This is a genomic window from Marinomonas phycocola, assembly GCF_047525455.1.
Lineage (GTDB): Bacteria > Pseudomonadota > Gammaproteobacteria > Pseudomonadales > Marinomonadaceae > Marinomonas.
Genome location: NZ_JBLIXL010000021.1, coordinates 1 through 22192, shown reverse-complemented (window position 1 = coordinate 22192; position 22192 = coordinate 1). Strand labels below are relative to the sequence as shown.

The following is a 22192-nucleotide window of genomic DNA, read 5'->3' as shown; positions in this document are numbered from 1 at the left end:
TTTTTTAGTAATAGGATTCTTATTCATGACAAGTAAATTTGATGCAGTTGATAAAGATGATTTTATGAAATTTGGGGCAGATAGACCAAGCTATTTGGATATCGAAGACGCTTTGATGGCATTAGGTGGTCATGGTGTTGCTGGAAATGCATTTAAAATAGAAGCGTTAAAGCTTGCTGGTTGGACGGGTGGCGCATTAGCGACGTATGCTTCTCGCCCAGTTGTTGCTGCAAACGCGTTTAATAAAGTGCGTGAAGGTCTTGCTCAAGTAAAATCAGCAGATGAATTGAGAAGTTGGTTACAAAAGTAATCAATCACTGAAATAAAAAAAGGACCACGAGGTCCTTTTTTTATTTTTATATCACCTAAACTATTCTGCGTCAGCAATGTCTCGTATGCCATATTCAGTATCTAAGATTCGGCCAATCACATTGTCGCCAGCAAGGTGATGGGCATACTGCATATGTAAGCAGCGTACTTGGTCCCAGTTTGCTATACCGCCAATACCGAGCTTTTCAAAAAGGCTGGTAAAGCCTTTGTCTTCAATAATTTGTTTGTGTTCCAGTGTCATTGCATCCCAACGTCTTTGAATGTAATCCCGATGAGATTGATGATGTGCATCTCTTAATTCTGGATCGTCTTTAATACGTTGTTCTAACTGTTTTACAACACCGAGACTTTCAATACGGGCAAGCGCCTTGTCTATCGCTTTACTAGAAAGCCAGTATAAGGTTGGGAAAGGTTGATTAAATACCCAGCTTTCCATCTGTAGAACTTGAGGTGTTTTATTGGGAGAGGCATGTGCGATGGCTGAAATACCATTCGGCTCACGGCCTAATTGGGAGCGTATAATATCAAGCTCAACTTGACTAAGGACTGAATTCATAAAGGTTAAATCGTAAAAGCTGGGAAGGAGGCGGCAAACTTACTGATCCACTCTGCTGCCGCTTCATTATAGTTAAGGCGTCTGCCTTGTGTTTTTGCCTGACGTCGATAATGCTCTATTTGGGAAAGCTGTTCTACCATACGAACACAAAAGCAATCGTCTTTTTCTGGGAACTCGATAGCAATCTTAAAGTTATTTTGATCACTGTCGCACCAAGCAATTCGACCAGTTACACAAAAGTTAGGATCAATCTCTTTCAAAGTGACCTGAACCGATTGCCCCATTTCATAGGCTTGGTTTGTTTGACAAGTTATGCCAACAAAACCAATTCTATCGAAAGATGTTTCTGGAAACATACGATCATTAACTTTTTCAATTTGAAGTGGTATGTCTTGAGGATGATCAACAAATTCCATTACAAATGCCAGTAATTGATATGATAATAAAACTATCGGCCAAAAAGTCGATTAATTTAAAAAAGAATGCGAATTGTACGCTTTTTGCACTGCCTGTACAGCGCTAAATAAAGATAATTTATTAAAAACGCTGAAATTATCTTAGATTGAACGTTTATACGGTGGCTCTATAATTAGGAATACGTCAAAAATGCTATTTCTGCCACTTTAGAGTCATTTTCTTTTGTGAGTATTAGTAAGTCAAACCGCCTTAATGATTGCTCAGTTGCTTGTGGCATAACACACCAATTTTCTTAATAGCGGAATCCGTTTTATTGTTCCAAGAAAGTGCATAATTAATTCTCAGGTGATGAGTAAAGGTTGGCGTGATGCTAAATATTAACCCCGGCATGGTGCCTATGCCTTCAGTCAAGGCGGTTTGATGAAGCGTTAATGCATTGACTGATTCTGGTAACGTAATCCAAAGTAAAAACCCTCCTGTTGGTGATGATGCTTTAGTACCTTCGGGGAAATGTAATTGAATCAGAGTACGGCAACGATGCATATTCTCTTCGTACGTTTGACGTGTTTTTCTTAAGTGTCTGTCATAGGCGCCATTCTCTAGAAAATTGGCGATGGCTCTTTGTGTGAGAGTCGGAATAGCGAGCGACTGTACAGATGCGTAGTGTTCTATTCTCTCCTGAAATCTTCCTCCAATGATCCAGCCAATACGAAACCCCGGAGCAATACTTTTGGAAAAAGAACTGCAATAAATAACGTTATCAAATTCAGTGTAAGAGAGGAGCGAATCTTCTCGGTTGTTATGATAGCTTAGTTCACCGTAGACATCGTCTTCAATGATGGTTGTCTTGTATTGAGCGCATAAATTGAGAAGGTATTTACGAGAAGGCTTTGATAAAGAAGATCCTGTTGGATTTTGATTATTTGGCGTCACAAGACAAACTTTAATATCCCAATGATTAAATGCATGTTCAAGTAAGTGAAGGTCAATTCCTGAGCCTGGATGGCAGGGTATTTCAATCGCTTTAAGGTCTAGAACTTCAATTGCTTGTAATAATCCATGGTAAGTAGGCGTTTCAATTGCAACCGTGTCGCCTGCTTTTGTAATGGCTTGCAGAGCATGCATAATGGCATTTTGACACCCTAAAGTAATGGTGATATCCCTAGGTTGTACTTTGCATCCCGAATCCAGCATTCGAATGGCTATTTGTCTTCTTAAACTGAGTGCTCCAGGTGTGAATTCATAAGCAGCGCAAATCTCAGGCTCTAAACGCATAAGCCTACCAACCGATCTCTGTAGCTGTCTAATGGGCAGGAATTGGCCCTTAGGAATAGCGGCACCAAATTGAATAATCGAATCGTCTTGAGATGAATGAAGCAAATTATTAATTAAAGCTGGCATGGAGTCTGCTGTCTTCGCAGGAGCTATCTTATGAGTCGCTGTTGTATTGGGGAGTGTATTTTGCACATAGTAGCCTTTTTGAGGCTGGGCTTTAATGACCCCTCGATCTTCTAGTAGGCTATAAGCTTGTAACACAGTCGCAACACTAACATTCAGTTGGCTGCTGGATTTTCTCACCGATGTTATTTTTGTACCAGGTAAAAAAACGCCATCCAAGATTTGTTGTTCTATTTGGTTGGCAACTTTTTCGTATAAAGGTTGTTCCATAAATTTACACGGCATGCTTTTAGTCGAATATGAGAGGAGAATTTAACAGATTGAACTGTTGAAATAAATTAAATGACCAAATGAACAGGATAGAAGGTTACTTGTCGGTTCAAAGGTTCGCTTTTTGATTGTTTTGAAATTATCATTCCGGCAGGTGGGAATGTGTCTAAATGTGTCTTTTTGTTTCCATGTAATTTTTTTTGAGGTATGTTCTAAATTCAACAAAAGAATTTGAATGCATATTATCAGCACCTATGTTCACAAAGGGGAATATAATGTCTTTATCGGTTATACAGCGTATTTTAAGTGGCTTTGCCATTTTAGTACTGCTGATTGTCGTTGTCGCTAGCGCAGGTTTTTTAGGGCTTAAACAAGTTGAGGAAAAACTTGATGTTGTGACAGGGGATGTTGCTGAAATTGTAATGACAAGTAATCAAGTGAAAGACGAGTTAATGTTGTCCAATTTAATTATGTTGCGTTTTCTTCTTAGCCGCGATACGGATGTTCTGAAATCGTTAGAAGATGAGTTCACTTTACAAAAAGAAGCGTTTACAAAAAGCACTCAATATTTAAGTGGTTTAATAAAAGATCGCCCAAGCATGTTATCGGAACTGGAGCTGATTGAATCCGAAGCAAATAATTTCTATCGAATTTCTGAATCTGCCTTTATTAACCACAAATCCATGCTAGAAAATAACGCGATTATCCTAGAGCGTAAGTTAGACTTAAAAGATTCTGTTTTGTTCGCCATTGAAGACTTGGAAATATTAACGGAGTCTACAGATTCAGAAGTAATGTTTGCTGCGATCTACATGATGACGCAAATGGAAAGCTTGCAAATGACGATCAATGATTATTTTGATGAACGAGATATTGATTACCTAGATGTGTTGTATGACTCTTTAGGTCGTATGTTTGCTGATATATACAATCAAATGAAGAATGTGAAAGATGAAAATATAGAGATATTAATTAAAGAAATTGAAATGGAGGTTATTCCAGAAGAAGGGGTGATCATGCGCTTCCGTAACTTCTTATCTATGCAAGAAACATCCGTTGAAAACGCGAAGCAGCTTTCTGCTGTTATTGATGATATCTCTCAAAATACGAATAACTTATTGTTGCTGGCCGATAATGTAAGATATGAAGCCCGTGATGATGCTTCTGGAGTGGCGGGTTTTTCTCGTTTCTTATCATTGGTTATTGTACTTGTTTCGATTGTAATGGCGATATTGGTAGCGTTATGGGTAAGTCGTAGTATCAAGCGTCCTTTAGGTGAAGTCATGACTATATTGGGCAAAATAGCGCAAGGTGACTTTACTAAGAGAGTGACAATATCATCACAAGATGAATTAGGAGAGCTTTCCCGTTGGGTAAATGATTTGGTGGATAAGCTTGAAAGTGTGATGCGAGACATTCGAACTGCCTCGACGGAGGTTTCTGAGTCGGCCAAACATAGCTCTTTACTTGCAAATGAATCAAAAGCGTTAATGAATTCTCAAAACGAGCAAACAACCAATGTTGCGTCGGCGATGACAGAAATGGCGACAACCGTGCAAGAAGTGGCGAAAAGCTCTGAGACGACGTTGAACCAAGTGCAGTTGGTAGATCAAAAAGCACTGGATAATCTCCATCAAATGGACATCAATGTAAAAGCCATTGAAACCTTGGTAAAAGAGATTGAATCTGCTTCGAAAGCAGTTAATGTGCTTGATGAGCACTCTCAAAACATCGGTAAAATTCTTGAAGTAATACAAAGTATTGCAGAGCAAACGAACTTACTTGCATTGAATGCAGCGATCGAAGCCGCACGTGCAGGAGAGCAAGGACGAGGGTTTGCAGTAGTAGCGGATGAAGTGAGAACACTGGCAACCCGTACACACAGTTCTACCGAAGAAATTCAACGTGTTATCATTGAGTTGCAAAATGGTGTGAAAGAGACGGTTGCAAGTATGTCAAAAAGTTGCTCTAGCGCTTATGACAGCGTCTCTAAATCTCAAAAGGTTGGGGTTTCTTTACAGGAAATGCAAACATTTGTTGCGGATATTAGAGATTTAACCACACAAATTTCCACAGCTGCAGAGCAGCAATCATCCGTAGCGACTGAAATAAGTAAGAGTGTGCATCATATTGCAGGCATGTCTGAACAGGCATCATTAGCAGCGGTTAAAACCGCGCAAGACAGTGATAGTTTGGAGCAATTAGCAAGCCATCAACAAGATTTATTAAAGCAGTTTATCATTCGTTAATCATGGACTGTCTCCCTGCCTACTAAATAGGCAGGGTATTGTATTAGGAGAAAGTACGGTGTCAATTCAAATTGGGGATATGTTACCTCTTGGCCAGTTTCAAGTAATGGGCGAAAGTGGCCCAGAATTTATTAATGTCACAGAGTTTTTTTCAAGTAAAAGAGTGATTGTGTTTGCTGTTCCAGGTGCGTTTACACCAACGTGCAGTGTGAGTCATTTACCGGGCTTTGTTGCTCATGCCAATGCGTTTAAAGAAAAAGGCGTTGATGACATCGTCTGTTTGTCTGTGAATGACGTGTTTGTTATGGATGCATGGGGGAAAGCAAACAACGCAGAGAATATTGTTATGGCCGCAGACGGTCTTGCAGAGTTAACGAAATCCATGGGATTAGAATTGGATATTTCGGCTGCAAAAATGGGGATTCGTAGTCGTCGTTATGCCATGTTAGTGGATAATGGTATTGTAACTCAGTTATGGCTTGATGAACCGGGCGAATTTAATGTCAGTTCAGCTGAATATGTATTGAGTCTAATATAAAGCCGCGAAAGCGGTTTTTTTATGACTTGATAAATTAGCAAATTGATACCACTATAACTTTGTTATTCAATGATTTAAAAAGGAGGCGATCATGCAGTATGAAGATCGCGTTAATGCACTTGTTGCACCGAAAGGTGCACTTGAAATGTTGTCTCAGGATGAAATTTCTCGTATTTCTGAAGACTCTGGTCAATTACATGAATTGTTCCGTCGTTGCTCCTTAGCCATTTTAAATTGCGGCAGCGATTCTGATGACGCTCAAGCCGTCATGGATGAGTTTAATGATTTTGAAATTCGCATCGTCCAACAAGAACGTGGCGTAAAACTGCAATTAATTAATGCACCGGGCAGCGCGTTTGTTGATGGAAAAATGATACGCAGCGTGCGTGAAATGCTGTTTTCTGTATTACGCGATATCATTTTTACCTATCACGAGTACAGCTTAGCCAGAGGGTTAGAAAACGCAGATTCCAATAAAATCACCAACGTTGTGTTTGAGCTGCTACGTAATGCCAATGTGTTTAGGCGTTCTGAGGATTTGGATCTCATTGTTTGCTGGGGCGGTCATTCCATCGTTAGGCATGAATACGACTATACTAAACGAGTAGGTCATGAGCTTGGTTTAAGAGATTTAAATATTTGTACTGGCTGTGGACCTGGCGCAATGAAAGGGCCTATGAAAGGCGCTGCTATTGCTCACGCTAAACAACGTATTACCGACGGTGTTTACTTAGGTTTAACCGAGCCTGGTATCATTGCCGCAGAATCGCCTAATCCGATTGTAAATCAGCTTGTGATTATGCCGGATATTGAAAAACGCCTTGAAGCGTTTGTTCGAACAGGTCATGGCATTATCGTCTTTCCAGGTGGTGCGGGTACAGCGGAAGAAATCTTATATCTACTGGGTATTCTATTGCATCCAAAAAATGCGGACATGCCGTACCCTGTTGTGTTTACTGGCCCTAAAGAAAGCGCGGCTTACTTTGAACAAATCCATGAGTTTATTGGAGACGTCATAGGTAAAGAGGCTCAGGCACGCTACCAAATTATCATTGATGATGCATCGGCGGTTGCGAAAGTCATGAAGCAAGGTATGGAAGAGGTTAGAGCCTATCGTAAATTGCATCACGATGCTTTCTACTATAATTGGAAGCTTCATATACCAGAAGAATTCCAACATCCTTTTGAACCTACCCATGAAAAAGTAGCCGGTTTGAATTTGAACTTTGATCAGCCCGTGCATTTACTTGCTGCCGATTTAAGAAGAGCATTTTCATCGATTGTTTCTGGTAATGTAAAAACGACGGGTGTGGCTTACATCAAAGAGCATGGCCCATTTGAAATTCATGGTGATAAAACGCTATTGGCAAAATTAGATTTACTGCTGCAAGCCTTTGTTGAGCAACAAAGAATGAAGTTACCGGGAAGTAAATACATCCCTTGTTATAAAGTGATTACGGATTAAAGTCGGTGTCACTGACGGTCTTAGTCTTTATCTGAAAAAGTGAAAAGCCCATATTTTAAAAAGACATGGGCTTTTTCTCGGTTGATATTGCTTACTGTGATTGTCGAATTTTTTCTATTTGCTCTAAGATGATTTGACCTGAGATCGTGGCGGTGGGTGGTATCTGAGGCAAATTATCAATGTCATACCATCCCGCTTCTGCTATCTCACCGGGAGCGGGTACGAGTTCTCCTTCAACATAGTCTGCCAGAAAGCCGACCATAAGCTGGTGGGGAAATGGCCATGGTTGGCTGGCTGTATACTGAATGTTGGTGACTTTAATGCCGACTTCTTCTTGTACTTCTCTGACTACGGCTTGTTCTAAGCTTTCTCCTGCCTCTACAAACCCTGCGATATTGCTAAATCGGCTGGAAGGGGAGTTTACACCTCTGGCAAGGAGTATTTGGTTGTCTTTACGAATCGCGACAATCACACAAGGGGAAATTCTGGGGTAGTGTCTTAAATTGCATTTTGGGCAAATTTTAGTGTGTTCGGTATCGTGTTTGTTTTTAAAATCTGTGCCGCATCGACCGCAAAATTTATGATCGTCATTCCATGTTGCCAATTGTCGTGCTCGACTAAGGAGGTAATAGTGGGCTTCATCTTGTTCGAATAACAGATCTCGTAAACCCACCTCTTGAAATCCCGGTGGGATAGCGTTTAGTAAACAAGCAAACACGTCTTGTCCCTGCCATCCGCCACAAAAAACAGGTTGAGTTTGGGTTTTTGGCTGGAAGTGGTCTATTGATACAAGGTATTCTCGTGAGTCTGAGGTGGTTAGCACGCTTCCACGATACATAAGTATGAATAAAGCGTTATGGTGGGGCTTCGGGTGACTGGTTGTTCCGATAGTAAGCATGGTTTTACTCTGAATTAAGCTATTGTTTAACGCTACCTTTTCGACAGAACTGACGCAAGTGGTCCAGTCAATTCTATCGAAAAATAGTGGTCAAGCGGGAAGCTTATGTCCAGTCTAATATAACCTTACCAGACTGACCAGATGCCATCGTTTCAAATGCTTCTTGAAAATCATCAATTTTATAGTGATGAGTTACTATTTTGCTGATGTCTAAGCCAGATTGAAGCATGGCGACCATCTTGTACCAAGTCTCAAACATTTCTCTGCCATAGATGCCTTTGATATGTAGGCCTTTGAAGATGACTTGATTCCAATCGATGGTGGTTCCTTCGCTGGGAATGCCAAGCATGGCAATTTTGCCTCCATGGTTCATTTTACTGAGCATGGTGTTAAGCGCTTGGCCATTGCCTGACATTTCTAGACCAACGTCAAAGCCTTCTCTCATGCCCATTTCAGCCATAACATCCGATATGTCCTCTCTTGCAACATTAATGATTTGGGTGGCTCCCATTAATTTTGCAAGCTCCAATCGGAAGTCATTTACATCTGTCACAACCACATTACGTGCGCCAACATGGCGACAAATTGCAGCGGCCATTGCACCGATTGGCCCTGCCCCAGTGATTAAGACATCTTCACCAACAAGGTCAAACGAAAGCGCAGTGTGAGCGGCGTTACCAAATGGGTCAAAAATAGACGCAATATCATCAGGAATGCTGTCTGGTATTTTGAATGCATTAACGGCTGGTATAACAAGGTATTCAGCGAATGCTCCTGTTCTATTGACGCCAACACCGATGGTTTTACCACATAAGTGACGGCGTCCTGCACGACAATTTCGGCAGTGGCCACAGGTAATGTGACCTTCTCCAGAAACGCGGTCTCCAATTTGAAAGCCGATTACTTCAGGGCCAATAGCCGTAATTTCGCCAATAAACTCATGGCCAACTGTCATTGGAACGGGAATGGTTTTTTTAGCCCAATCATCCCAATGGTAAATGTGCATATCTGTGCCGCAAATAGCGGTCTTGCGTATTTTGATTAAAACGTCATTGTGTCCGTACTTTGGTACTTCAGAATCCGTCATCCATATCCCTGGAGCATCTTGCACTTTTGCCAGTGTTTTCATTTACTGATCCCCAATAATGTTAAGCTCTTTGCCTACTGTGGCAAAGGCTTCAATGGCATAATCCAGTTGCTCCTGAGTCAGTGTAGCCGATATCTGAGTACGTATACGAGCTTTCCCTAAAGGAACAACGGGGTAATAAAACCCAGTGACATAAACGCCTTTTTCAAAGAGTCTGGTCGCCATGATTTGCGAGACTTTTGCATCCCCTAGCATAACGGGGATGATGGCGTGATCACCTGGAACAAGATCGAACCCTAACTGTGTCATTTTTTCACGGAAGTATTGGCTGTTTTCTTTTATAGACTGACGTGCTTGATGATTGGATTGAATGTCTTTTAGTATGTGCAATGTCGTAGAAACAATGACAGGAGCCAAAGAATTGGAAAACAAATAAGGGCGCGAGCGTTGTCTTAGCCACTCGATAATAGGCTTGGATGCACTGGTGTAACCGCCTGATGCACCACCAAGCGCTTTTCCAAGTGTGCCTGTAATAATGTCGACACGGCCAATAACATCACAATATTCATGACTGCCTCGGCCGTTTTTACCTAAAAAGCCTACGGCATGAGAATCATCGACCATGACAAGAGCGTCGTATTTGTCGGCTAGATCACAAACTGCTTTTAAATTCGCGATGATACCGTCCATGGAAAAAACACCATCAGTGACAATCAGTTTTGTCTGAGCGCCAACTTCCATGGCTTTTTGAAGTTGTAACTCCAAATCTTGCATGTCATTGTTGTTATAGCGAAAGCGTTTTGCTTTACACAGTCTAACGCCATCAATAATACTCGCATGATTAAGTGAATCGCTGATGATAGCATCTTTGTCTGATAATAATGTTTCAAACAAACCTGTATTGGCATCGAAACAAGAAGAATACAGAATCGTATCTTCCATGACCAAAAATTTACTAATCTCTTGCTCTAGCTGAGAGTGAATAGTTTGAGTGCCGCAGATAAAACGCACTGACGCCATACCGTATCCATACTCGTCTAATGCATTTTTTGCATGAGAGACGATATCTTTATCGCTGGCTAATCCTAAATAATTATTAGCGCATAAGTTAATAAGAGGTTGGTTGTTGTTGCCAGTTACTTGTGTGGCTTGTGGAGACCATAACATGCGCTCTTCTTTAAACAATCCTTGTTCTTTTAGTTCAACCAATTGATGTTGAAGGTTATTTAAAAAGGCTGCTTTGCTCATAGGTTGTTCCTGCTTTATTTGTGAGTGTTTCTAAAGTCTAGAAGACAAATTAAAAACGAAAAAGATGCAGTGACAAGTTAATTTGAGCATAACAGTTGAGATTACATCAATGCAGTTTTAGCTGATTATTTGTGCTATTCAACACTCAAATCATGGATTTTTGGTGATATATTAACGGTCAACAAAATGAATGAGACTGAAATGACAAAATTGAAACTGTGTATCGGGTTGGGGGGCGCTATGTTATCTAGCGTGCATGCTTTTGCAGAACAGCATCACTTGCCTATTTTACAATATCATCATGTGGGGGATTCGTTACCTTTTACGACATCCGTGACACCTGAGCAATTTCAAGAGCATCTGGACTATTTAAGTGACTCAGGCTTTCAGGTTGTTGATTTAGCATCAGGGTTGGATAAGTTAAAAGCAGGGAAGGGCCTGCCTGATAAAGCGGTCGCGATTACGTTTGATGATGCTTATAAGAATATTTATATAAATGGCTACCCACGGTTAAAAGAGAAACAGTTTCCTTTTACTGTCTTTATTAATACCGACCCTATTGTTAGAAAAAATCCTAATTTTCTTACATGGGATCATATGAGGGAGATGAAACAATATGGAGGCGTGTTTGCAAACCACACCATCAGCCATCCCTATATGATGCGTAAACAAGCAGAAGAAACGTTTGATGTCTGGTTTGATAGGATAAAACAAGAGGTCATGCAGGTTGAAGATTTATTAATTCAGAAGCTAGGTGGCTCGCCTCAGATGTTGGCGTATCCTTACGGTGAATCCAACAGCTATATACGAAGCTTTTTGAAAGAAAAAGGCATCGTCGGTTTTGGTCAACAATCAGGTGTTGTGAACATCGATTCAGACTTTACGAACTTGCCTCGCTTTCCAGCTTCAGGTGCATATGCAGCAGTCTCTACATTAAAAACAAAGCTGTCATCTTTACCTATGCCTTTGAAAGATATCGAAAAGGAGGGGGATTTTGCGGGCGACTCTGCGGTTTCTATGGTGCTGACCTTTAAAGAAGGTCGCTATAGATTACGTGATTTAACCTGCTATGTATCAGGGCAGGGTAAAGCTCAGTTAAATTGGCTAGATAAGCGTAGAGTGGAGGTAACAGCGGCAAAGCCTTTTTCTTATGGTAGAGGTAGAATAAATTGCACTATGCCTGACTATAAAACAGCCAATTTTCACTGGTTTTCGAACGTTTGGGTGAAACCAAGGGCAGAAGAAGGCTATGTTGAAGAAAAAAGCGAAAAAAACTCAGAAAAATGAAAAAAGTGGTTGCACTGAAATTTCAAATCAGTAATATACACCTCGCTCGCAACGGAGGGGTGGCAGAGCGGTTTAATGCACCAGTCTTGAAAACTGGCGTAGGTTAATAGCCTACCGAGAGTTCGAATCTCTCCTCCTCCGCCACTTTAACTTAAAGTGTGTTGCAGCAAAAAAATTAGTAATTCCTCGATAGCTCAGTTGGTAGAGCAAATGACTGTTAATCATTGGGTCACTGGTTCGAGTCCAGTTCGAGGAGCCAATCGGAGTATAGCGCAGTCTGGTAGCGCGCCTGCTTTGGGAGCAGGATGTCGGGAGTTCGAATCTCTCTACTCCGACCACTAATTTTTACTATCTAGTAATGGTGGGCGTAGCTCAGTTGGTAGAGCTCCGGATTGTGATTCCGGCGGTCGTGGGTTCAAGCCCCATCGTCCACCCCATTGCTGATGAATACTATTGTTGGGTCGTTAGCTCAGTTGGTAGAGCAGTTGACTTTTAATCAATTGGTCACTGGTTCGAATCCAGTACGACCCACCACTATTCTTCATCGTACAAATCTTTTGGAAATACTCTGTTCCTCGATAGCTCAGTTGGTAGAGCAAATGACTGTTAATCATTGGGTCACTGGTTCGAGTCCAGTTCGAGGAGCCATTCAAAAGAGTTATTCCGGAGTATAGCGCAGTCTGGTAGCGCGCCTGCTTTGGGAGCAGGATGTCGGGAGTTCGAATCTCTCTACTCCGACCATTGTTCTTATTATTAAGCTATGAGCGGGCCGTTAGCTCAGTTGGTAGAGCAGTTGACTTTTAATCAATTGGTCACTGGTTCGAATCCAGTACGGCCCACCACTTCTCATCTCTCTTCTTTCTTTTGTAAAAAACTCTTATAGTTCTTTCTGGTTTAGGTATTGCGTTTAAAGTTATCGCTTATCGCTTATCGCTTATCGCTTATCGCTTATCGCTTATCGCTTATCGCTTATCGCTTGCTTTAGCTTTTCTTGTTTGATGTTGATGCACTGAATGACGGTGTGTGAGTATTTGGCTTCTAATTGTGTTTTTGGGATGATTTGTGCTTTTAGGTAATGCTGTGCATATAAAAGACTGTTTGATTTGAGGGTGTTTTGAGTGAAGGCAATAATGATGTAGCGGTATGATTTGTATCTGAATGTGCTGAGATGGTGGAGGGAGGTGGATTCGAACCACCGAAACTTTCGTGGCAGATTTACAGTCTGCTCCCTTTGGCCACTCGGGAACCCCTCCACAGCAGCGCGGCATATAGTATCTACGCCGCTATACTTTGTAAATAGCTTTTTGGAAATAATTTCCTTTTATTTTTTTGTTAATAAAAGAGCCAATTTTTTCTGCATTCTTTCTTCATCTGAAAGCCCGCTATGCTGAGCTTCATCTGAAAGCCCGCTATGCTGAGGCGCTTCTGCTTTTGTTTCTTTTTCCTTAACTTCTTTTTCCTTGAATTGCGCTTTAGGTTGTTTCTGATATTTATTGTTAGATGGCTTGGTGTCTGTTGGTCTGTTCGTTATTTTCTTTGGAAGAACTGGGTTGCCGTTTAGATCAATACGGATTTTTTGCTTAGCAAGGCTCTTTTTGTATCTGTCAGAGCGTGTGTAAGCGGCTAGAGCGCGTTTTAATTTACTCTCTGTCAACTCTTCATCAATTTGCATTTCTTTATCTATGCCGATCTTAAGAGGCGAAGGGTTGCTCCAGTTGAACGCTTTAGGGTATTTTTTTTCTAAAAGCTGAATCAGTTTAAGATTATTTTGTTTGTTCTTATTGCGTTTTTTAGGGCGTGGCTGAGCGGTGGTTGCCTGTTCTGTTTCTGGGGTGGTGCTTTCTGGAGGGGTTAAGTGCGGTTCTACTTTTTGTGTCTCTGCTGATGGCGTATCTATTACTGATTCTACAGGCGTGGATTCAGCAGGTGTTGTTTCAATGACTGTTGGTTCAGCAGGGGATAGATCTTCTAATATCACTTGATTCTCAATAGCAAATGCGTTTTCAGTAAATGGAGTTTGTGTTGATTGTTCGTCAGTTTCAGATGGATTAACGTTAGTCGTATTTTGAGTGCTACCAGCGGAATTTGTCGCGTTTAAAGTATCAGAAGAGTCTATATCTAGAGAGTCTTCAATATAAAGCTGTAGCTTGTCGTTGGGTTTTAAGTCGCTAATTTGACTTAATAAATCGTATGGCGATTGGGTTTCTGAATATGGGAATGCTGAAAAATTTGTATCTGGATCCGTTTGCTTGAGTGTAGCTATTTGCGCACGGGCCTCATCCAATTCGTGTATCAGAATCGCAATTTTTTCTTGAAGTCTCTGAATAAGTTGATCCATAAAAACAAAACCTAATCGCTTCGTAAGCTATTCAGATAAATGGTATCTGATATAGCTAAAATATCGAGCAGTAAAAGAAAAGAGGTCTTTTTATACCTCTTTATTGTTAAAGTAAAATGCTAAGCAGAAAACGCTGTATGCGATCTGAACTAGAACGAAAACCCAAAACCCAAAGCCGCGTGGTTGTCATAAGCGGTGTCACTGCTATTGAGCACTTTTAATGTTATGTCAACGCGAGATTGCTGATTGATACCGACTCGAAAACCGACTTCAGGATAGTATGCATTCTCAGTAACAAAGTAATTTCCTAAACCAATAAAGCTCCAGACAGGGACATTACCTACGTTGGCTATTGGGTTCATACTGTAAAATCTAGCGCCAACATGGATTGTGCTTTCAAAGCTATCTCTTAGAAAGAAAGAGGCGCCTCCATAAAAAGCTAAGCTTCTTGGGAAAGAGTATTCCATTGAACCAGAAATAATAGAATCCGTATTACTGGTTGCGGTAGAAGGTTTACTAAAAATATGATCATAGTTAAGTAACGTAGACAAAGTGCCAGCTGCATTGGCACTGAATGTGTTTAGCATCAACGCAGCGGCGATGGCATATTTCATTGATGTTTATCTAATTGATCAAGAAGAGAAAGCATGCCGTTTAATGAATCCTCCCAGCTTGTTTGCTGTTCTGAGTTCTGTGATAGCTTCGCTTCTAGTTCGGACTTTTCTTCACTAAGTTCGTAGTTTTTCACTTCTAAATCAGAAAGCTTGCCTCTTAGCGTATTAATTTCTTCAACGGCTTGGTTAATGCGTTGTTCTAGGTGATGTAATAATTCGTTGTTCATCTTGTATTGTGTCCTTTTAAGAAAAGTATTTAGTTGATTGTAGTGATTTACCAAGCGATAACAACATCTTGTTGTTGTACATTTAGTATTCTTGCATCTACAGCCAGTTCACCAATGGCAAAATTAGGCTGAACTTGGGTAATCGTAACATTTATATTGGCATTATTAAGCTGAGTTTGGGCATTTTGTAATTGATCAAAAATTTCATATCGACGGTAGACGCTGAATTGATCGCCTTTTTTAATGCCAGACAATGTACCCGCATTTAAATGGACTTTATTGCCTTCAGTACGAAAAATATTGGCGACAAAAGGTTGGCAACGTAATTTCTCGCTGGCATCAAGAGAGGCCTGCCACAAAACTTGTTTTACAACGTTTCCATAATTTGTTTTCCAAAAAGCGTTCGACCCGAATCCCACTTTTTTATTACGTTTTAATGTCCAAACGCCAGACTCTTGATAGCTTTGTTCAAATAATAGTGCACCACTGAAACCATCATAAATATAAATATCAAGCATGATATTGCGTTCGTTGGTTTCTTTATTAGCCCATCTTAAAAGTGAGTTCAATGGCGTATCTTGATTTGGGTTTCTAGGATTCAGTTCATCGATGTCGCGTATGACACCGCTGACCACGTACTGAACGCCCAACTCTTCACCAATTTTAGCGACATCAGTGAGAGAGCCATCAACATTTCTTGAGGTTGGCGCGTTAATGAGGTCTGGGTAAATGAGTATTTCTGTGGCGGCTAGGGCATGTAAATAGCCCTGTTTGTTGATTTCATTTGTTAAGCTTTTAGGGAGTGCCCGTGGGATATTGTGCAGCGCACCGACATTGGCGTGTTGAGGTGACTGTAAGGCGAATCCTGTGATCCCAACGGATTTTTTATAAAGATTTGTTGCGCCATTTCGGCATTGCATTTCATCGGTGATTTCGGTGGAAATGCGTATTTTTAGAATGTTATCGTCAATGATTTCAGACAAGATCTTTGTTGATTCAGCGAACCCTGCGGATTGCAGGTGAATGGAGGAATCCAGTTGGCCATTATCAAGTTTGTCATTTGCAATTAAGGTTGCACTAGACTGTAAAACGGCTTGTTTGATCGCTTGTTCTGTTGCTCGATAACGAGCGTCTTCAATATCATTGTTATAAATGATGGCTCGACCAGACGATTCTATACTGGCCGCATTTAAAGGATAACCGCTTAGTAAGGCGATGCTGAGTGTACTGAGCGAGAGGCGCTTAAAAAAACTGTTCATTATTCTACAGAATAAAAGTTGTTAGTTTGACTTTGTGCTTTACTGGTATCAGCACTACGATAGGATGGACGAATTTGGCAAGCCGGATTGGATTTTATGCTTTCTGGTGTACCTGCGCATTGACGAAAGTTTTCTTGTAGCGCCATTTCTACGACGGTTTCAAAACTGCCATCATCCAATTCTCGTTGGGAAACCACTTTTGCACCAACAAGGTATGCATCTACGTATGTTCTGAGCTCGTCGTTCTGAGTCATCATATTACTTAGAGTAGATGATCCATTGATTTTTAAACCATAAACACGTTCAGACAAATTACGGTAGGCGTCTAACTTTGATCCGCGCAGTGAGAGTAGTTTGGCTTGAGACTTGGAGAACTTTTTATTGCTAATCGGTGCTGAGTAACCCGTTGCATTGATAATGATGGGCTCTCTAGGAATCACATCGATAATTTCGAAAGGGCTGCCGTTGTTACTGCTGCTATTGTTATCCAATAATGAATTACTGACAGTGTTGTTATTGCAAGGGGCGATGTTGGTACAGTTGTTTGCATTTTGCAGTGCATTACATGCTGTTAACAACACGCTGGCGAAACATAAAAGGTACACAGGTTTGAAAAAACGCATTGCAATGTCTCCTAATTCTTTCTTAAATCGCACCACGTTATATTTGTGGTGTTTTAGTGATCTTTATTAATGAACCCTGTAAATAATAATCTTACGAGGAGTGGGCTGTTGAGATTGATTTTTTGGTTCTTCTTCAGTGATTACGGTATTCATTGGGTTTGAAGGCTTAATTATTTCTTCTTCGCTCGACGTTTTATGATAAGTATAGTTGCACCCTGATAGCATCACGGTAAATGATGTAAGAATGGACAGTGCTGTATAATTCATATTACCCATATCCTGATGATCGCCTTAGGTAATTAGTTTACGGCTTTTTCTTGCATATCTTAAAGGATAATTTGTTTGTAAGGAAAATTAGATGAAAATAACGCCAATGAAGAAATGAATTTATGCGGAAATGATGAATACAGCTGTTTTTATATACAGTATTTGTGGTATTTTCAGTATTCTTAATTGCTTTTATTTAAGTTATGTCCCAGAGAAAAATTATTCATATTGACGCGGATTGTTTCTTTGCTGCGGTAGAAATGCGTGATCGTCCAGAATTGCGTGCTGTTCCTTTGGCTATCGGAGGTCCGTCTGCGTCAAGAGGCGTGATTTCAACAGCGAATTATAACGCCCGTAAATACGGTGTTCGCTCAGCGATGTCTTCGGCCCATGCTGTTCGACTTTGCCCTCAGTTAACCATTATCCCCGGAAACATGCAGAAATATCGTGAAGTGTCACAACAAATGCGATCTGTTTTTAATGAATTTACGGATCGGATCGAACCTCTTTCTTTAGATGAAGCGTATCTTGACGTGACTGACGTGACGCTGTGTAGAGGCAGTGCAACCTTAATGGCAGAAGACATTCGACAAAAAATCTTTCAAATAACAGGAATTACAGTGTCTGCGGGCATTGCCAGTAATAAGTTTTTAGCCAAAGTTGCCAGCGATTGGAATAAACCAAATGGTCAATTTGTTGTGACGCCAGAATCGCAAAGTGAATTTGTTAAAACCATTCCAATTAAAAACATTTGGGGGCTTGGTAAAGTAGGCCAGGAAAAGCTGCATAAGCTAAACATTGAAACCTGTCTGGATTTACAACAAGTCGACTTTACGGTGTTATTAAAGCAGTTTGGTAGCTTTGCCTATCGTTTGTCTCAGTTGGCTTTAGGGATTGATGAACGTGAAGTGCAAGTCAATCGAATTCGTAAAAGCCTTTCGGTGGAGCATACATACGATAAAGATTTGCAGACAATGGGGGAATGCTTATTGCAAATTCCCATATTGATGGAAGAACTGACACGCCGCATGTCGAATAAAAAAGAAGCCTTACACCCGAGTAAATTTTATGTGAAAGTGAAATTTGATAATTTTCAACAAACGACGGTGGAAAAAACCTATCAACCTGGTGAAGAAGACACTTTCTTTAGAATGCTAATGAGTGAAGCCATTGCTCGTCAATCTCGACCTGTGCGCTTACTTGGGCTGGGATATCGGTTAAAATCGGATAATGCCATGCAAATGCAGTTACCGTTAGACGAGTAATACGTGTTGAGTGGGTTCATTTTTAAAATAGAGGATTAAAGAATGCCATTGTTAGAATGTGTTGTTGTAGAAACGTCTCCCTCAGTAGACAGTGCGGTTATTTGGCTACATGGTCTAGGGGCGGACGGACACGATTTTCAACCGATTGTTGAAAGTTTAGCATTGCCGGATGAACTAGGCGTTCGTTTTATTTTTCCGCATTCACCCATTCGACCTGTGACGATTAATGGGGGGATGGAAATGCGTGCATGGTACGACATTTTGGAAATGTCTATAGAGCGCAAAGTAGATATGGAAAACATAAAAGAGTCTTGCTCTCAAATTAATGAACTCGTCGATGCACAGATTGCTTTGGGTATTCCGAGTGAGCGTATCGTACTAGCAGGGTTCTCCCAAGGTGGTGTCATTGCGTATCAGTTAGGTTTGAATATCAAAGAGAAAATAGCCGGTATTATGGCTTTGTCTACTTACTTGGTAGAAGGTGATTCGGTTGTTGAGGCAAAAGACAGCATTAATGGTGAGACGCCAATTCTTATCCATCATGGAACCATGGATCCCGTTGTTCCTCCTTCGTTAGGCGACTTAGCTCGCGAGACTTTATTGAGTAAATCGTACCCTGTGACCTTGAAGAATTACAGTATGCCGCATTCGGTTTGTCCTGAACAAATTTCAGACATTTCTAATTGGCTAAAAGCATTGCTTGTTCGATAAGTAAGAATAATAGAAATCGAATTTCGTGACAGTTTAAAAAGCAAAGACTTTCTTATTTCGACTGATACAGATCAATGAATCATAGGGTTATGTTGTTTTGGTAGATTGATGGTTGATCTGTATCAATAGAGAAATGGGTGTAAGGACTAGAGTAAAAGCATAACAAACGAGGGGTTTAATTATGTTTTTTGATAATGTAGTTCTTGCTGGTGTCATGACAGTTGGTTTGATGTGTGCATTCTTGAGTGGCTTTGGATATATAGCGTATAAGGCCATGAAAAATAATAAAGGGACTAAGAAACACTGATGACGTTTTAGGCCGTTAGGGCTAGTTCGATCTTGGAAATACCAAGAGATTCACTGTAATGGAAGGTCTGCATAGTGTTAGAATTTAGACGAATGTGTTTTTAATTAGTTTATTGTTTAACTGTATGGGTTTACCGTATGTCATTAAGTGTATTTTTTCTGGGGTTAACGACTGGAGTATTGGCTATTGCGGCGTTGGTATTGCTTATCCTGCGTTTGTTGAGGAAAAGCCACGAACGAAAGCAATCATTAGAAGAAGCAGAAGAACGTTTTATTAAAGGCCGTTCTCATATTGTTGAAAGCATTCAAGTCTTGCTGAAAGTGGTTGGCTCGGAAGAGTTAGGATGGATGGAAGCTTCCATTCGTATCAAAGTATTATTGGATCAACTAAGCATTGATCTCTCGAAGCATGAAGAAATTGGTGTGTTCTATAAAGTGTATGCAGAGACGGAGCATATCCCAACGCATGACAATTGGAACGAATTACCCGCTTCAGCAAGGAAAAAATTTCGTGCTCAAATGCAACAGACGGAAGCAACGCACCTTGACGCGCTGAAAGTGGGCAAGAAAGCCTTACTTGAATATCCATTAATTTAATCAAATGAATCTTGTCATTTCGATCGCCGCCTGTTTCCTCGTTTTTGTGGGGCTTTTGTTGTTTTATATAAAATACAATCAACAGATCCCATACTATCGTGTCAATAAAAACTATTGCCTACGCCTTTTAGAACATGCCATTGCAGGTGATTTGCCCATCTCCGATTGGCATTTCTTTATTGGTATGACAGTCACTCATTCTGAGCATTTGGACGAGCTGAGACAAATGTGTGTTGATATTGATGAACAATATGTAACAGGAAGTCATTTGGTTAATTCTCAAGCTTGTGTATTATTCTCCAACGAAGGCAAAAAAGTGTTACGCGCACTGCTGGATGAATGGAAATTTAAGACGGATTTTGAAATATAGCCCTTTTAATATGATTGAATAGTTGAGACTAAAAATATGAATGACGTGATTGATCAAGGTGCGGGTATGGCACCATGGATAATGGGAATGATGTTAAACGTTGCAATTGCAGCGGTAATCTTTATTGTGGGTAAAATGGTTGCGGCTAAGATCGCCAAGTTTATTGAAGGCAGAATGCTTAAATCCAATGTTGACAAAGCGGTAGCAGGTTTTGCATCCAGCATTTTGTACGCATTGATGTTTGCTGGTGTTATTTTGATGGCATTGGGTCATGTTGGCGTAGAAACGACATCTTTTATTGCGATTCTTGGTGCGGCTGGTTTAGCGGTTGGTCTTGCATTGCAAGGCTCACTGTCTAACTTTGCTTCTGGCGTATTAATTATCTTGTTCCGCCCTTTTAAGGCTGGTGATTTTATTGATGCAGCGGGTCAAACTGGTATAGTTGATCGTATTGAGTTGTTTTCAACGTACTTAAAAACACTGGATAACCGCGTGGTTATTATCCCTAACTCAGCGATAACAAACGGCGCCATTGTTAATTTTTCTAAAGAAAAAACGCGTCGTATCGATTTGGTTATTGGTATTAGCTATGATGCAGACATTAAGTTGGCTAAAAAGATCATGAAGGAAATTGTAGACGCCGATACTCGTATCCTGAAAGAACCAGAGTGTACTATTGCGGTTTCGGAATTGGCGGATAACTCGGTAAATTTTGTACTTCGTCCTTGGGTTGATGCTGCGGACTACTGGACAGTAAGGGCGGATGTACTAGAAAAAATCAAATACACATTTGATGAGCAAGGCGTTGGTATCCCTTATCCACAAATGGATGTTCACCTTCACAAAGAAACGGAATAATTTCCTTTCTTAAAGACAATGTTTAGCTAAATAGGCATTGAAAAGTGATCTTTAAAAACGCCTCGGTGACTCTTGTTATCGAGGCGTTTTTTTTGTTGCTTATCTTTCTTATTGAAGGCCGATAGATAAGTGAATAAAACGGGAAAAGGAAGTATTTCAATCTGCATCTAATAAAAGGTAAAAGTAGAATTGGTGATTTCATGCCAACACTCTATGTTGAATTTGCATATCGAATTTTCTATCTCCGAAGCGTAGAATGCGTCTTAAATCAACACCAGACCAATAGTCTCACTAAGCTTAAAGGTGAGTCTTATTAGTAAATTCGCCCAGTTACATTAACTGAATGCATGTTCGGAGAAAAAAGTGTCTCAAATGAACACGGACGAAACGGGTTTCAATGGTCATTGGACAAAAGCACAATTGTATATTGCTCTAGGCAATGCATTGCATACTGTTGCGCGTTTAGGCATTGATTGCACTCCGATGGAGGGCGTTGATGCAGAACTTATAGGCGAGCTTTTTAAAGACGAATTGGATGGTTATGTTTGTGATGTAGCGCTTGCAATGGGTTACCACAAAGAGGGCGAAGACTATAACCACGGTTTACCAAAATCTCGTTTGCCAGCAAGCGATGTGATTACTGTTATTTAATAGCAGAGAATCAAGCTGTTATTGAAAAATACAGTAGAGTGGCTCATAAGAAATGATGCATAAAAAGTCAGTACTCTTTGGAGACTGGCTTTTAGACCATGCCCTGCGGGTCTTTCAGAGAAAACGCCACATTTCGTTACGACTCTTTGAAAGGTATTAACATTCCTGCAGAATCGTGCCTTATTTGACGGTTTTTCTGAAAGACTGAGTCTTAGTAGACTTATTCGCACCTTCCTTAAGCCTGAATTCAAGTCCGAAGTGCGACACTTTTCACTTCAAGCAACTAAGCACATGTTTTTAAAAATTACGGCTGGTTGCTTGAACCCTAAACACTTCCTTGGACGATTGTTTATTCGTCTCATC

General features: G+C 40.6%; 23 protein-coding genes and 9 tRNA genes. 20 read left to right on the top strand and 12 right to left on the bottom strand.

What is annotated here, in order from left to right:
- Positions 1 to 25 precede the first annotated feature (25 nt).
- Entirely contained in the window at positions 26 to 310 is a 285-nt protein-coding gene (locus ACMUMJ_RS13625; protein WP_414679399.1) for a hypothetical protein, read from the top strand.
- Positions 311 to 370: 60 nt separating this feature from the next.
- Here the strand turns inward: ACMUMJ_RS13625 and ACMUMJ_RS13620 are convergent, their stop codons facing one another.
- From ACMUMJ_RS13620 to ACMUMJ_RS13610, 3 genes are all read right to left on the bottom strand, one after another.
- Positions 371 to 886, bottom strand: a complete 516-nt coding sequence (locus ACMUMJ_RS13620; protein ID WP_414679398.1) for a DUF501 domain-containing protein — start codon at positions 884 to 886, stop codon at positions 371 to 373.
- Positions 887 to 891: 5 nt separating this feature from the next.
- Complete coding sequence (locus ACMUMJ_RS13615; RefSeq protein ID WP_414679397.1) at positions 892 to 1302, bottom strand: energy transducer TonB; 411 nt, start codon at positions 1300 to 1302, stop codon at positions 892 to 894.
- Between the two features lie 250 nt (positions 1303 to 1552).
- On the bottom strand, positions 1553 to 2971 hold the full coding sequence (locus ACMUMJ_RS13610) for an aminotransferase-like domain-containing protein (RefSeq protein ID WP_414679396.1): 1419 nt from the start codon (positions 2969 to 2971) through the stop codon (positions 1553 to 1555).
- A 275-nt stretch (positions 2972 to 3246) separates the two neighbouring features.
- On the opposite strand from ACMUMJ_RS13610, the gene ACMUMJ_RS13605 reads away from it, so the two are divergent.
- The 3 genes from ACMUMJ_RS13605 to ppnN all read left to right on the top strand — a co-directional run bounded on the left by ACMUMJ_RS13605 (position 3247) and on the right by ppnN (position 7223).
- Positions 3247 to 5220, top strand: a complete 1974-nt coding sequence (locus ACMUMJ_RS13605; protein ID WP_414679395.1) for a methyl-accepting chemotaxis protein — start codon at positions 3247 to 3249, stop codon at positions 5218 to 5220.
- A 58-nt stretch (positions 5221 to 5278) separates the two neighbouring features.
- Entirely contained in the window at positions 5279 to 5758 is a 480-nt protein-coding gene (locus ACMUMJ_RS13600; RefSeq protein ID WP_414679394.1) for a peroxiredoxin, read from the top strand.
- A 91-nt stretch (positions 5759 to 5849) separates the two neighbouring features.
- Positions 5850 to 7223, top strand: coding sequence for a nucleotide 5'-monophosphate nucleosidase PpnN (gene ppnN / locus ACMUMJ_RS13595; RefSeq protein ID WP_414679393.1), 1374 nt, complete (start codon positions 5850 to 5852; stop codon positions 7221 to 7223).
- Between the two features lie 91 nt (positions 7224 to 7314).
- On the opposite strand, the gene nudC is transcribed toward ppnN, so the two are convergent.
- The 3 genes from nudC to kbl all read right to left on the bottom strand — a co-directional run bounded on the left by nudC (position 7315) and on the right by kbl (position 10456).
- On the bottom strand, positions 7315 to 8121 hold the full coding sequence (gene nudC / locus ACMUMJ_RS13590; RefSeq protein ID WP_414679392.1) for an NAD(+) diphosphatase: 807 nt from the start codon (positions 8119 to 8121) through the stop codon (positions 7315 to 7317).
- Positions 8122 to 8224: 103 nt separating this feature from the next.
- Positions 8225 to 9250, bottom strand: a complete 1026-nt coding sequence (tdh, locus tag ACMUMJ_RS13585; protein WP_414679391.1) for an L-threonine 3-dehydrogenase, zinc-binding type — start codon at positions 9248 to 9250, stop codon at positions 8225 to 8227.
- Positions 9251 to 10456, bottom strand: a complete 1206-nt coding sequence (gene kbl / locus ACMUMJ_RS13580) for a glycine C-acetyltransferase (protein ID WP_414679390.1) — start codon at positions 10454 to 10456, stop codon at positions 9251 to 9253. It lies immediately after the preceding gene.
- Positions 10457 to 10657: 201 nt separating this feature from the next.
- On the opposite strand from kbl, the gene ACMUMJ_RS13575 reads away from it, so the two are divergent.
- From ACMUMJ_RS13575 to ACMUMJ_RS13535, 9 genes are all read left to right on the top strand, one after another.
- On the top strand, positions 10658 to 11743 hold the full coding sequence (locus ACMUMJ_RS13575) for a polysaccharide deacetylase family protein (protein ID WP_414679389.1): 1086 nt from the start codon (positions 10658 to 10660) through the stop codon (positions 11741 to 11743).
- A 53-nt stretch (positions 11744 to 11796) separates the two neighbouring features.
- Positions 11797 to 11887: transfer RNA gene (locus ACMUMJ_RS13570), tRNA-Ser, on the top strand.
- A 39-nt stretch (positions 11888 to 11926) separates the two neighbouring features.
- Positions 11927 to 12002, top strand: a tRNA-Asn gene (locus ACMUMJ_RS13565).
- Positions 12003 to 12004: 2 nt separating this feature from the next.
- Positions 12005 to 12081, top strand: a tRNA-Pro gene (locus ACMUMJ_RS13560).
- Between the two features lie 23 nt (positions 12082 to 12104).
- Positions 12105 to 12180, top strand: a tRNA-His gene (locus ACMUMJ_RS13555).
- A gap of 21 nt (positions 12181 to 12201) precedes the next feature.
- Positions 12202 to 12277: transfer RNA gene (locus ACMUMJ_RS13550), tRNA-Lys, on the top strand.
- 38 nt (positions 12278 to 12315) lie between these two features.
- Positions 12316 to 12391: transfer RNA gene (locus ACMUMJ_RS13545), tRNA-Asn, on the top strand.
- Between the two features lie 16 nt (positions 12392 to 12407).
- Positions 12408 to 12484, top strand: a tRNA-Pro gene (locus ACMUMJ_RS13540).
- Between the two features lie 25 nt (positions 12485 to 12509).
- A tRNA-Lys gene (locus tag ACMUMJ_RS13535) sits at positions 12510 to 12585 on the top strand.
- A 327-nt stretch (positions 12586 to 12912) separates the two neighbouring features.
- Here ACMUMJ_RS13535 and ACMUMJ_RS13530 read toward each other — a convergent pair.
- The 6 genes from ACMUMJ_RS13530 to ACMUMJ_RS13505 form a co-directional block, all read right to left on the bottom strand.
- Positions 12913 to 12996, bottom strand: a tRNA-Tyr gene (locus ACMUMJ_RS13530).
- A gap of 68 nt (positions 12997 to 13064) precedes the next feature.
- Positions 13065 to 14081 carry a ProQ/FINO family protein gene (locus ACMUMJ_RS13525; protein WP_414679388.1) on the bottom strand — a complete coding sequence of 339 codons (1017 nt, stop codon included), beginning with the start codon at positions 14079 to 14081 and terminating at the stop codon, positions 13065 to 13067.
- 149 nt (positions 14082 to 14230) lie between these two features.
- Positions 14231 to 14695, bottom strand: a complete 465-nt coding sequence (locus ACMUMJ_RS13520; protein WP_414679387.1) for a hypothetical protein — start codon at positions 14693 to 14695, stop codon at positions 14231 to 14233.
- Positions 14692 to 14922 (bottom strand): cell division protein ZapB, encoded by a 231-nt coding sequence (gene zapB / locus ACMUMJ_RS13515; protein ID WP_414679386.1) that lies wholly within the window; start codon positions 14920 to 14922, stop codon positions 14692 to 14694. Before zapB ends, ACMUMJ_RS13520 begins: the two co-directional genes overlap by 4 nt.
- 47 nt (positions 14923 to 14969) lie before the next feature.
- Positions 14970 to 16181 (bottom strand): flagellar assembly protein T N-terminal domain-containing protein, encoded by a 1212-nt coding sequence (locus ACMUMJ_RS13510; protein ID WP_414679385.1) that lies wholly within the window; start codon positions 16179 to 16181, stop codon positions 14970 to 14972.
- On the bottom strand, positions 16181 to 16804 hold the full coding sequence (locus tag ACMUMJ_RS13505) for an LPP20 family lipoprotein (protein WP_414679384.1): 624 nt from the start codon (positions 16802 to 16804) through the stop codon (positions 16181 to 16183). Before ACMUMJ_RS13505 ends, ACMUMJ_RS13510 begins: the two co-directional genes overlap by 1 nt.
- Positions 16805 to 17274: 470 nt before the next feature.
- Between ACMUMJ_RS13505 and dinB the strand changes: the two genes are divergently transcribed.
- The 7 genes from dinB to ACMUMJ_RS13470 all read left to right on the top strand — a co-directional run bounded on the left by dinB (position 17275) and on the right by ACMUMJ_RS13470 (position 21829).
- Positions 17275 to 18336 carry a DNA polymerase IV gene (gene dinB / locus ACMUMJ_RS13500; protein WP_414679383.1) on the top strand — a complete coding sequence of 354 codons (1062 nt, stop codon included), beginning with the start codon at positions 17275 to 17277 and terminating at the stop codon, positions 18334 to 18336.
- Between the two features lie 42 nt (positions 18337 to 18378).
- A complete protein-coding gene (locus ACMUMJ_RS13495) occupies positions 18379 to 19047 on the top strand; it encodes an alpha/beta hydrolase (RefSeq protein WP_414679382.1) in 669 nt (222 codons plus the stop codon).
- Between the two features lie 181 nt (positions 19048 to 19228).
- The gene (gene ccoM, locus ACMUMJ_RS13490; protein WP_414679381.1) at positions 19229 to 19354 is read left to right on the top strand and encodes a cytochrome c oxidase subunit CcoM; all 126 of its coding nucleotides are present in this window, start codon (positions 19229 to 19231) and stop codon (positions 19352 to 19354) included.
- Between the two features lie 137 nt (positions 19355 to 19491).
- The gene (locus tag ACMUMJ_RS13485; RefSeq protein ID WP_414679380.1) at positions 19492 to 19950 is read left to right on the top strand and encodes a DUF2489 domain-containing protein; all 459 of its coding nucleotides are present in this window, start codon (positions 19492 to 19494) and stop codon (positions 19948 to 19950) included.
- Between the two features lie 4 nt (positions 19951 to 19954).
- Positions 19955 to 20320, top strand: coding sequence for a hypothetical protein (locus tag ACMUMJ_RS13480; RefSeq protein WP_414679379.1), 366 nt, complete (start codon positions 19955 to 19957; stop codon positions 20318 to 20320).
- Between the two features lie 36 nt (positions 20321 to 20356).
- Complete coding sequence (locus tag ACMUMJ_RS13475; protein ID WP_414679378.1) at positions 20357 to 21178, top strand: mechanosensitive ion channel family protein; 822 nt, start codon at positions 20357 to 20359, stop codon at positions 21176 to 21178.
- A 363-nt stretch (positions 21179 to 21541) separates the two neighbouring features.
- Entirely contained in the window at positions 21542 to 21829 is a 288-nt protein-coding gene (locus ACMUMJ_RS13470; RefSeq protein WP_414679377.1) for a nitroreductase family protein, read from the top strand.
- The last annotated feature ends 363 nt before the right edge of the window (positions 21830 to 22192 follow it).